Source organism: Neisseria basseii, assembly GCF_962707005.1.
Taxonomy (GTDB): Bacteria; Pseudomonadota; Gammaproteobacteria; order Burkholderiales; family Neisseriaceae; genus Neisseria; species Neisseria bergeri.
In genome coordinates this window covers 20,803-30,196 of the sequence record NZ_CAUIXH010000022.1, presented here as the reverse complement: position 1 = coordinate 30,196, position 9,394 = coordinate 20,803, and the positions used below count along the sequence as shown (strand labels likewise).

Here is a 9,394-nt window from a genome sequence, read left to right as displayed (position 1 = left end):
ACCCACTTCGTCTGGGACGGCAGCCGCCTATTGCAGGAGTACACCTACAAAGGCAGCTACACCTATCTCTACACCGACCAAGACAGCTACGAACCGCTGGCGCAAATCTTTGACAACGCCAAAGACAGCAAACAATACCTCGCCTATTTCCACACCGACCAAATCGGCATCCCGCGCGAGATGACCGACATCCACGGCAATCTGTTGTGGTACGGCGAATATACCGCCTGGGGTCGTCTGAAAAAGGACGGGCGGGTTTATCAGAACGTCCATCAGCCGTTCAGACTGCAAAACCAGTACTTCGATGAAGAGACCGGGCTGCATTACAACCTGATGCGCTATTATGAGCCTGAGGCGGGGCGGTTTGTGAATCAAGATCCGATTGGGTTGTTGGGTGGGGATAACTTGTATCAGTTTGCGCCGAATGCGCAGACTTGGGTTGACTCATTAGGATTAAGCGGGAAGTTAACAATTTATTCTGATACACATGATTTTGTAGGACATGCATTTATTGGATTAGAGAAAAATGGCAGAACCCAATATATAGGTCAATGGCCTGGAGGAGAAGGGTTTAGATATAATTCAAAAGATATTACTAGTATTTTAGTTAGTGATATGGGAGGGACTATGAGTTTTAATGATACGAGGTATTTGGATAGTAAGTATTTGGTATCAAGGAGTTATGATTTAAATGACGATCAAGTGAAAAAGGTTGAGTCGTATATAAGGGACTTTAATAATAAAAATACAGAAACTTCTGGATATAATTTACGAAATAGGCAGTGTGCAAGTTTTGCATATGGAGCAAGTCAAGCTGCTGATATTAAAGAAATGAAAATGTCTGGTTGGGTTACTCCTGCTTCGTTAGCTAAGAAAATTAATAAATTAAATGGTAAATAAATTATGAAATCTATTTTAAGTTCAATTTTATCTCTAATAGTATCCTCTTCTTCTAATTTACCTTATGTTTCACATTACTCTTATGATTTTCAACATGGCTGGTTAAATATAGTTGTATCAGAATATAATAGTCAAAAAACTTGCGGAGATATAGGGATAAGTAATAATGAGTTACAATATAAGCTTTTTTGTGGGAAAGAAAATGGAAAAGGAATGATTCCGTTAAGTAAAATAAAATTCAAATATGAGAAAGATATTTTTTCTGCTCAAAGTATTATAAGTGGAAAAATATTTTTTTCAGTTAAATGTACGCAAGAGCAATACAGATATATAGAAAAGTATCTTAAGAAATAAAAAGGCAAAAAGACAATTAAATTCTGTACAAATATAGAATTTGTAATAATCTGAAGCAAGCCGTAGTCCGCACAAAACCTTCAAATTCTGATGTTAGTTTCTGTTCAGTTTCCGCTTTTCAGACGGTCTCAATCCGTTCTTTGAGGCCGTCTGAAATATTGGTTCTTTCGCCAGCTGCCCGACGGCGAAAACCAATATTACCAATACGATTTAGAAAACCAACTCGTCCGCGCCGGAATCAAAAAAGCAGCGGGCAACACCGAGATCTGGACATACGCCTACGACCCGTTCGGACGCCGCCTTTCCAAAGAGCGCCAAGACAAACTCGCCTGGACGAGTACCGCTCCGAAACGTACCCATTTCGTCTGGGACGGCAGCCGCCTATTGCAGGAATACACCTACAAAGGCAGCTACACCTATATCTACACCGACCAAGACAGCTACGAACCCTTAGCCCAAGTTTTCCAGAACAACCGAGACGAAGAGCAATACCTCGCCTATTTCCACAACGACCAAATCGGCATCCCGAAAGAGATGACCGACATACACGGCAATCTGTTATGGTACGGCGAATACACCGCCTGGGGTCGTCTGAAAAAGGACGGGCGGGTCTATCGGAACGCGCATCAGCCGTTCAGACTGCAAAACCAATACTTCGATGAAGAGACCGGGATGCATTACAACCTGATGCGTTATTACGAGCCTGATGCGGGTCGGTTTGTGAACCAGGATCCGATTAAATTAATTGGAGAGGATAACCTATATTTATTTGCTTTCAATAGCCAGATATGGGTCGATGCACTGGGACTTTCCAAAGCTTCATGGGGGAAAGGTGGCTTTGATTCTTGGTTTGATAGTGCAAGTGTTGCGGATATTCGCAAAGTTATGGCAGATCCAAATACTAAGAATCCAATACCAAATGCTTTGAGAAATTGTGGAGGATTCTATGAATGGTTCCCCGTTTTAATGGCTGATAAAGCAAAAGAACTTGGATTCACCGCAAGTGAACTTAAGGGGCTTACAACTCCTACTTCCGATGTATGGTTTAAAGATATTCCTGACCCTAAAAATCCTGGTAAGTTTTTGGAAGGACCTTACTCCACAGGGAAAACACTTCCCAAGGGACAATCTAGTCGAGAAAGTTCTATCGCTCATATTATGTTGTCGGATAAATTGGAAGGAGCAAAAACAAACGTGGTGCCATCATGAGGATTAAGAATTTTGCTGAAAAGTTTACTTGTGGTGGCGTCAATGACGGCGGCGGATGCTTTCTCTACTTTTAAGCCTTTTTCGGTCAGTTGGCGGTTAATCAGTTCCAACAGTTCAAACAGGGTATTGTCTTGAGCCAGCCAGTTGCGGTAGCGGCATAAAGTACTGTAATCAGGGATGCTCAGTTCGTCAAAGCGACAAAACAGGTTGAAATCGATGCGGGTGATGAGGCTGTGTTCGAATTCGGGATCGGAGAGGCTGTGCCATTGTCCGAGCAGAATAGCTTTGAACATGGACAACAGGGGATAGGCGGGACGGCCGCGGTGGTCTCGAAGGTAACGGGTTCTTTGACGATTCAGGTACTGTTCTATCGGTTGCCAATCAATCACCTGGTCCAACTTCAATAGTGGGAAGCGGTCGATGTGTTTGGCAATCATGGCTTGTGCGGTTTGCCGGAAGAAGGTGCTCATGAGAAATCCCCTAAATGTCTTGGTGGGAATTTAGGGGATTTCGGGGAATTTTGCAAAGGTCTCAGATTGGGTTGTTATCTATGATATTTTGAATAATTTGAAGGATTCATTGGATATAATCGCCCCTACGCTTACTGAAAGTATCGAAATAAAATAAGGTCTCTTGAATGTTGAAATAGCCTGAAGGCTTTAGATGACAAATGAAGAATATTATAGGAGGATTTTTATATGGAAAAATTTGGTGTAAACATTTTGTATCATGGAACAAACTTAAAATTTAAGAAATGGAAAGTAGGTCATCAAGCACATAACAAAGGATATAAAGCACATTCCGCTTTATTTTTTACAACAGACAAAGAATATGCTAAGGGTGCAGGTGAAAATAAATATTTAGCTAGTTTTAAATATAAAAAAGAAGCATGTAAAAAAATATTAGATTTAAGAGATTGTTCTGATGATGTTTATGAAAACTTCAGGAACCATGTGATTGAAAAATACCCTGTGATTAATGAGTATTTTGGCTTGATATCCGATTCGTCTCAATGGAAAAAGTTCTGGCAAGAAGGTAAAACTTTTAAATTAGTTAGTCCATCTTCTGATCAGATTAAGTATCACTATTCAATTTTCCAGAGTACAAATAACCAATACTCTTGGAATTTTTTGCAGGGGAAAACTAGAGAATTAATAGAGTATTGGATTTTGGCTGCAAAAGATTTGGGATACAACATTCTTATTTGTAACGAATGGAATTCGTTTGGACTTAAAGAGCCTAAAACGTCTTTATGTATTGCTATTTTAGATTTAAATATTATCGAAGATGAGCCAGATTGGCTAAATTAAATAATAATTTCCTAAACATCTGATATAAGTATCTGAAGTACATTACTGTTCCAAATTAAAAAGGTCGTCTGAAACCATTTCAGACGACCTTTCTTCTTCCTAGCTATCCATATTTAACCGCAACCGCCGCATTTGCCGCAGCCGCTGCTGCAATCGCGTTTTTTCGGTTTGAATACGAATTTTCGCAAGAGGAAGAATATGCAAGTGAGCATAATCAAACCGACAATAATATATTGAGTCATGACGATAGTATCCTTGAAGAAATTTGGTAAACCACAAATGCGGTGAAGTAAGCCATCAGGAACAAATAGCCGGTAATCATCACCATATTTTTTGTGGATTTGGTTTCACGTTTAATCACTGCCAATGTCGCGGCGCACATGGGGGCATAGACATACCAAGCCAAGAAGGCGAAGGCGATCGGCAGGCCCCAGTTGTTGTGTATGATCGGAATCAGCGCGTTTTGTACGGCGTCTTCAGACGACGCGCTGACGGCATAAACCGTACCCAACGCGGCAACGACGACTTCGCGCGCGGCGATGCCCGGAATCATGGCGATACACATTTCCCAAGTGAAGCCCAGCGGGGCGAACAATGGTTGGATAGCGTGGCCGAGCATACCCGCGAGGCTGTAGTCGATTGCTGCGCCTGTTGCGCCTGCGGGCGGTTGCGGCCAGCTTACCAAGCCCCACAAAACTACGGTAAGGGCGAAGATAATCGTACCGGCGCGTTTGAGGAAGGCTTTTACCCTGTCCCATAGGCTGGTCATGATGTGTTTGAAGTTGGGCGTACGGAAAGTCGGCAGTTCCATTAAGAGCGGGAATTGTTGCACGTTGCCTTTCATACGCGCCAACTGGCAGGCGCAAGATAACACTTTGGGCCGAATTACTGAAACTGATTAACCGAGACCTTTGCAAAATTCCCCCAAATCCCCTAAATTCCCACCAAGACATTTAGGGGATTTGGGGGAATTTTGCAAAGGTCTCTAACCACCAACTGACTGAAAAAGGCTTAAAAGCCAAGAAAGCATCCGCTACCGTTGTTGATGCCACCATTATTCAGACAGCCGGCAGCAAACAGCGTTGGGCTATAGAAGTCGATGACAATCTAAAACCCGTTATGTAATCGAACGAACAAGGTTTCAGTACGCTGTACCGTAAATTCCGCTATGCCTGGGCAGCCTATTTCGGTCTGAGTAAAGTGAGTGCGCAAAGTTATCTAGAGACGAAGTGTTTGAACCTATTGGCGCCTGAAAGGCAGATCGGATACCCGATAATTAGGTTTTCGGGGTGGTTAAAGGGGATATTTGTGGAAAATAAGGAGATATTTGGAATTGGAACGAAAACAGCCTTTGGGTTTCGGTTATCTAGTAAAAGGGCTATCTTGCAGAGATCTCGATATAATTTTAAGAGAATCACCAAATTTTATTTGTGCTGATTAATAAAAATACCTTGAACAGATTTAATCAAGGTCAAGGTATTTCTAGGGTATACAATAAACTTTAAAATCCTTAAAAGGATTAATTTATATCAAATATTATATCATCTTGTCTGGTACCAAATCCAGGTTTTCTCATAATTGTTATCACAATACTTTTATGAGATGTACCTCCGTCAGGGGTTACTTTTTTTTCAACGGCACAAGGGATGTGTATACCAGTTCTAGAACAGGATATGACGAAATTGTCTTTATCATTTAAAGCAATAACAGCCATAATATGTTCTGAAATAAAACGATTGAATAAATCCCTTAGTTCATTTAATTCAATTGGGGGGTTGTTGCGAGCGTCATTAACTCTATCTTGTGAGAAATGGAAAGTTAGAGCAAATTGTGTGGAGTACTTGGCAACTTTTTGGTTTATCTCATTAGTTAGGTTTTGTAAGTCAGTTGCAGTAATCATTTTTGCTCTCTAATACTATTGATCAATTTCTCTAATGCAACATTAAGCTCAGTATCAGACTGCGCGGTAACGCTACCGATGATTTTAGAATTTGTAATAGTTCCCATACGGACATCAAAATGCTTATTATCAAATGAATCTACGAGTACTACATTGTCATCATCATAAAAAATGGCAAAGTTTTGGGCAAGGGTCATGTCAAATTTAAACATAGCTCCTCCTTGTTGTACCTCTTAATAAATTAATTTAGGGATAAAATTATAAATTGTAAGAATCCCCGAGTTTTTAGCACAATTAATCTAAGAAAAGCAAAACTTAAGGATTCAAAAGGTGTATCGCCTTTTAAACGCTTATGTAGCTTAATTGCGTTATAAAAATTTATGAATCAACGTAGTTCCTTTTATTTGTGTGTCAAATTTCGAAAGGAAATATACCAAGCTACATTTATATCAAGGTGCAGATAATACATATTACCTTACTACTATTAGTTTGCAGATATGTAATATGGGGAAACTTTTACTAAAATATCACACAGAAGGGGGCTTAGCTTACTGATTGTGTGCAGTTTGCAACAAAAGTCATTGATGGCGCAAATAGATAATTCCTCAAATAGTGACTTTTTTCAAAAAAGGCAAAATATTTGGCAACAAATGCATTATTCCTTTAGTATAGTATAGGATTGTTATAGCATATGGACCTATTTCTAAGCTTTTTTGTGATTGCTTTTTTGACATTTGGTCAAATGCTCCATACAGAATTGGTTCTAGTTGTGACGATTATTAGTGCTTTTTTGATATGAGCAATCATAGCCGTAAATTTTTAGAATAATATGAATGATAATTCTGTTGTGTGAGAAGGCTATGGTTTTGTGACCCTATGTATAGGCATTCCAAACACGACTTGATATTAGTGTAGGGTAAGGCATATTTTTTGTGGACGCTCATTCTAGTATTGTCTTCCAAATACTGCAAGCAACACTAAAATCTTTCATGCATAAAAATGTTAAATTCAGATATTACCTTACTTTTCTAGGTCAATTCTACTCTAAAGCAGAGAGTACTTGCAACTCATATATGCGCTGATAGTAAACGATTGATGTGTACTCCGTTATAATTTTGAATATTAAATTTGGTTTTTAGGTTGGATCTAGGTAGATCTAGACAGTAATGTCAATTCTGTTGAAAACAGAATTGACATTTTAGGTTCAATGTTGCAGAAATAACAACTTCATCACAAGACTATTATTTTATCCGTTGGTATATGTCTTGTGGAAGGAAATAATCCTTATCTTCGCTACGGTAGTAGGCAATGTCATTAACCAATAAAAAACTATCTCGTTTTGGCTTTTTAATCTCTATACTATGTAAGCTGTATAGAACCACATAAACCAATTCGATTTGTTCTTTTTCAGTAAGTTCTGATTTTTTATAGAGTTCGACTAGCCTGTGAGAACAATGTTTTTTAAGTTGTTTAGTCTTAATTTGCTGAATCAGCTTACGATCGATTTTAAGCTCTAGGTGGTATTCCAATTTTAAGTGATTGATGAAACCTGTTATTGCTGCCGTTTGCCCTGATCTTCCCACAAGATACTGGTTTAGTTGCTCTTGTGTTGGATAATCCGTAACATTGTTGGCACTGATTAAATCTATCGCAGGTTGCAAGGCTAATCGTACTGATTTAAGTGAGGTTTTACCCTCATCACACCGCCGTTGTAATTTTCGATAATAGCTTGCGATACAAGGTACAGGATCTTTGAGCTTATTAAAAAGGACTTGTATGCGTTCTATTTCTGCTAAATCCTCTTTTAAAGCTTCGTCAATAACGATTTGATTCGTATCAAGTAACCAGCATAATACGGTTAAATTGGCGCGTAATCCATTCGGTTTAAAGTGCATGACTAACTCTGCGTAGTCAGGGATTTGCTGCCAAGTTTCATCACAATCGATGAAGAACCGTATGAAATTTGAACCTTTGTGCAAAGCGATGTTGATACCGCATTTCCGCATATGCCAGAAAATGAATTTCTTGTATGCGGTCTTTATCGCCTTATTGCGAAAGATGTGCACATTTAAACGAATCATATTAAATAACAAGGTTCGTTTTGCACAATCAGGGCAAACACTGCCGTAACCGGATGGCATTTCGCCTTTGCATCTCGGGCAATTTGAAAGTAACTGCTCGTCGCATTTCTTACAGAATTGCTTCTCTAGATTGTGAACCTTACGGTATCGGTAGCAATTTTTACAAGTAGCAAAAGTGTATCTACGGTAGCACTCTAAACAAACAGGCTTATTCGTTACCGGAGAACGATATCTATCGCGTGTCATTTTGCCGCATTCAGAGCATTCTTTTTCCTCACGGAAGTAACGAATGCATGAGGTACATACCGCTCCATAACGGCTTATCATACCGACGTCAAATGTACCTGCGGCTTTTCCACAACGTACACAATCCGTTAATCTCTCGCACTTAAGACAAATTTCGCCCCTGCGGTGAATGCGTTTTAGTTGGCCACATTGCTTACAGGTTTTCTTTTTGAACCATTGGGCATAGCAATTTCTGCAATAGCATTCTCCTCGAAACTTACGAGTAACTTGAGCTTTACAACAAATAGAGCAACTGTTTTGAGAAGGAATTTTGTTTATTTTCATGAAGCGATTTTTAACTGACGTTTTAAACGTTCCCATTGACGTTTCATGCTTGAAATAGAATTGGTCTTATTTTTTCTCGTTACCGTTTTACGTCTTACCGTTTTGCCTTCTGGTGCGTGTTTAAAGAGTGTATCAAGCTCCTGGGGGTAGCGTTCAAAAGCGAATGCCTTTTGTGTAATACCACTTTGCTGAATAGCTTGAATGAAATCCTCGTTTGATAATTTTAGGATTTTCATAGCATTTACGAGCAGGTTTTTACGTTCAGTAATGGGTAATTGCTCAAATGCAAGGGCAGTTTTGGTCTGGCATATTTCCGTTTGAGAAATACCGCATTGTTCTACAAATTTTGTAATCGCATGAGTTGATTTTGCAGTAGCAGCACTCCGAATGAGGTTGATGAAGTGGCGTAATATATCAAAATATACTTGAACATTTACATACTTCCCGAAACATTCACATGAATGAGTGGCAAACACCTTATCAAGAGTTTTCATTGTTGCTATTTCTGCTTTATTAAGTAGTGTAGCGACAATCTCCAATCTCTTTCCGCATTGATGGCAATAATTCAATCGTCGTTTCTCTGCGGTAAGTAAATGTGGTTGGTAAGGTTCGCCACAACTATGGCATTTGGATTCAAGTAAGACTTGATGTTCCAAACAGCCAAAATACCACGCAAAACGCCATTCATTACGCAAATAAGGAGTTTCTTCTAAGCAACAAGGGCAATAAGATTGACCGACACGGAATGAACGATTACGTGAACTTCTTGATATAACCCATTTCGCTTGACCTTTAATGAGGGTATTTTCTCTGTTAATTGGTTTCAATACGGAATAAAGCGAATGATTGGCTAAATTTACCTGCTGATTAAGTGATAATGCCGTAATATCTTCATAAATCTGCGGTGCTATCGGCTCAAATCCCCTATCTAAATCATAGGTCCATAATCTCCACTTATCCCAATAAAACCCAGTAAATGTAATCGGCTCCGTACCACAATCTAATGCGGCACGAATAAGCCATGAACTGATACTTTCATTCGGATAAAGTGGCGTTCGGATAATCCCTGA

Annotated in this window: 8 protein-coding genes and 4 pseudogenes; 5 read left to right on the top strand and 7 right to left on the bottom strand. The window is 39.4% G+C overall.

Features of this window, described 5'->3' with window-relative positions:
- The 3 genes and pseudogenes from Q9I99_RS09780 to Q9I99_RS09770 form a co-directional block, all read left to right on the top strand.
- Positions 1–900, top strand: a 900-nt coding sequence (locus Q9I99_RS09780) for an RHS repeat-associated core domain-containing protein (RefSeq protein ID WP_304666218.1), incomplete at its 5' end; no start/stop codon positions are given.
- Between the two features lie 3 nt (positions 901–903).
- Positions 904–1,254: a hypothetical protein gene (locus Q9I99_RS09775; RefSeq protein WP_301668015.1), complete on the top strand. Its 351-nt coding sequence runs from the start codon at positions 904–906 to the stop codon at positions 1,252–1,254.
- A gap of 165 nt (positions 1,255–1,419) precedes the next feature.
- Positions 1,420–2,067, top strand: a pseudogene (locus Q9I99_RS09770) (RHS repeat-associated core domain-containing protein); the annotation flags it as partial.
- Between the two features lie 428 nt (positions 2,068–2,495).
- Here Q9I99_RS09770 and Q9I99_RS09765 read toward each other — a convergent pair.
- Positions 2,496–2,933 (bottom strand): annotated as a pseudogene (locus tag Q9I99_RS09765) (transposase); the annotation flags it as partial.
- Positions 2,934–3,161: 228 nt separating this feature from the next.
- Here Q9I99_RS09765 and Q9I99_RS09760 point away from each other — a divergent pair.
- On the top strand, positions 3,162–3,773 hold the full coding sequence (locus tag Q9I99_RS09760) for a hypothetical protein (RefSeq protein ID WP_301668016.1): 612 nt from the start codon (positions 3,162–3,164) through the stop codon (positions 3,771–3,773).
- Between the two features lie 113 nt (positions 3,774–3,886).
- On the opposite strand, the gene Q9I99_RS09755 is transcribed toward Q9I99_RS09760, so the two are convergent.
- On the bottom strand, positions 3,887–4,015 hold the full coding sequence (locus Q9I99_RS09755; RefSeq protein WP_003756918.1) for a FeoB-associated Cys-rich membrane protein: 129 nt from the start codon (positions 4,013–4,015) through the stop codon (positions 3,887–3,889).
- Positions 4,012–4,629: pseudogene (locus Q9I99_RS09750) on the bottom strand (nucleoside recognition domain-containing protein); the annotation flags it as partial. The gene Q9I99_RS09755 and the pseudogene Q9I99_RS09750, both read right to left, overlap by 4 nt.
- Before the next feature lie 131 nt (positions 4,630–4,760).
- Between Q9I99_RS09750 and Q9I99_RS09745 the strand changes: the two are divergent.
- Positions 4,761–5,045 (top strand): annotated as a pseudogene (locus Q9I99_RS09745) (hypothetical protein); the annotation flags it as partial.
- A 247-nt stretch (positions 5,046–5,292) separates the two neighbouring features.
- On the opposite strand, the gene Q9I99_RS09740 reads toward Q9I99_RS09745, so the two are convergent.
- The 4 genes from Q9I99_RS09740 to Q9I99_RS09725 all read right to left on the bottom strand — a co-directional run bounded on the left by Q9I99_RS09740 (position 5,293) and on the right by Q9I99_RS09725 (position 9,385).
- On the bottom strand, positions 5,293–5,673 hold the full coding sequence (locus tag Q9I99_RS09740; RefSeq protein ID WP_301668017.1) for a hypothetical protein: 381 nt from the start codon (positions 5,671–5,673) through the stop codon (positions 5,293–5,295).
- Positions 5,670–5,885, bottom strand: coding sequence for a hypothetical protein (locus tag Q9I99_RS09735; RefSeq protein ID WP_301668018.1), 216 nt, complete (start codon positions 5,883–5,885; stop codon positions 5,670–5,672). The genes Q9I99_RS09740 and Q9I99_RS09735 overlap by 4 nt, the downstream gene beginning before the upstream one ends.
- Before the next feature lie 1,029 nt (positions 5,886–6,914).
- Positions 6,915–7,814, bottom strand: a complete 900-nt coding sequence (locus Q9I99_RS09730; protein ID WP_301668019.1) for a hypothetical protein — start codon at positions 7,812–7,814, stop codon at positions 6,915–6,917.
- Between the two features lie 506 nt (positions 7,815–8,320).
- Complete coding sequence (locus tag Q9I99_RS09725; RefSeq protein WP_308447776.1) at positions 8,321–9,385, bottom strand: TniQ family protein; 1,065 nt, start codon at positions 9,383–9,385, stop codon at positions 8,321–8,323.
- Between the last annotated feature and the right edge of the window lie 9 nt (positions 9,386–9,394).

Excerpts from the sequence above, each read along its gene's own strand:
- Q9I99_RS09755 (WP_003756918.1), bottom strand. The coding sequence starts at position 4,015 with ATGACTCAATATATTATTGTCGGTTTGATTATGCTCACTTGCATATTC.
- Q9I99_RS09760 (WP_301668016.1), top strand. The coding sequence starts at position 3,162 with ATGGAAAAATTTGGTGTAAACATTTTGTATCATGGAACAAACTTAAAA.
- Q9I99_RS09740 (WP_301668017.1), bottom strand. The coding sequence starts at position 5,673 with ATGATTACTGCAACTGACTTACAAAACCTAACTAATGAGATAAACCAA.
- Q9I99_RS09775 (WP_301668015.1), top strand. The coding sequence starts at position 904 with ATGAAATCTATTTTAAGTTCAATTTTATCTCTAATAGTATCCTCTTCT.
- Q9I99_RS09730 (WP_301668019.1), bottom strand. The coding sequence starts at position 7,814 with ATGCCATCCGGTTACGGCAGTGTTTGCCCTGATTGTGCAAAACGAACC.
- Q9I99_RS09735 (WP_301668018.1), bottom strand. The coding sequence starts at position 5,885 with ATGTTTAAATTTGACATGACCCTTGCCCAAAACTTTGCCATTTTTTAT.